The organism is Pseudoalteromonas sp. S4492 (assembly GCF_005886115.1).
In the GTDB taxonomy this organism is placed as follows: domain Bacteria; phylum Pseudomonadota; class Gammaproteobacteria; order Enterobacterales; family Alteromonadaceae; genus Pseudoalteromonas; species Pseudoalteromonas gelatinilytica.
Genome location: NZ_PNCP01000119.1, coordinates 1 through 639, shown reverse-complemented (window position 1 = coordinate 639; position 639 = coordinate 1). Strand labels below are relative to the sequence as shown.

Annotated in this window: 3 tRNA genes; all 3 read right to left on the bottom strand. The window is 49.0% G+C overall.

Features of this window, described 5'->3' with window-relative positions:
* Nucleotides 1–15: 15 nt before the first annotated feature.
* A tRNA-Glu gene (locus tag CWC28_RS21070) sits at nucleotides 16–91 on the bottom strand.
* Nucleotides 92–169: 78 nt separating this feature from the next.
* Nucleotides 170–245, bottom strand: a tRNA-Glu gene (locus tag CWC28_RS21065).
* A 167-nt stretch (nucleotides 246–412) separates the two neighbouring features.
* A tRNA-Glu gene (locus CWC28_RS21060) sits at nucleotides 413–488 on the bottom strand.
* Nucleotides 489–639 lie beyond the last annotated feature (151 nt).

Genomic DNA, 639 nt, shown 5'->3' with positions numbered 1-639 from the left:
AGCACTTTTATAAATTGGCGCCCCCAAGGCGATTCTAACCCCTGTTACCGCCGTGAAAGGGCGGTGTCCTAGGCCTCTAGACGATGGGGACACAAAATGTGTCACTAGGACAACTGAATAGTTAGACTCAATTCAGACGAGTTTTTAACAACACAGCACTTTTAGAAAGTGGCGTCCCCAAGGGGATTCGAACCCCTGTTACCGCCGTGAAAGGGCGGTGTCCTAGGCCTCTAGACGATGGGGACACAAATGTGTCACTAGGACAACTGAATAGTTAGACTCGATTCAGACGAGCTTTTAATAACACAACACTTTAGTAAGTGGCGTCCCCAAGAGATTCGTACTCTTGATAACGTCGTGTATAGATTGCGCGGTGTTCACCGCCCCACTACACATAACCTACTTAAATAAGTGGCGTCCCCAAGGGGATTCGAACCCCTGTTACCGCCGTGAAAGGGCGGTGTCCTAGGCCTCTAGACGATGGGGACACAAAATGTGTCACTAGGACAACTGAATAGTTAGACTCGATTCAGGCGAGCTTTTAATAACACAGCACTTAAAGTAAGTGGCGTCCCCAAGAGATTCGTACTCTTGATAACGTCGTGCATAGATTGCGCGGTGTTCACCGCCCCACTACAC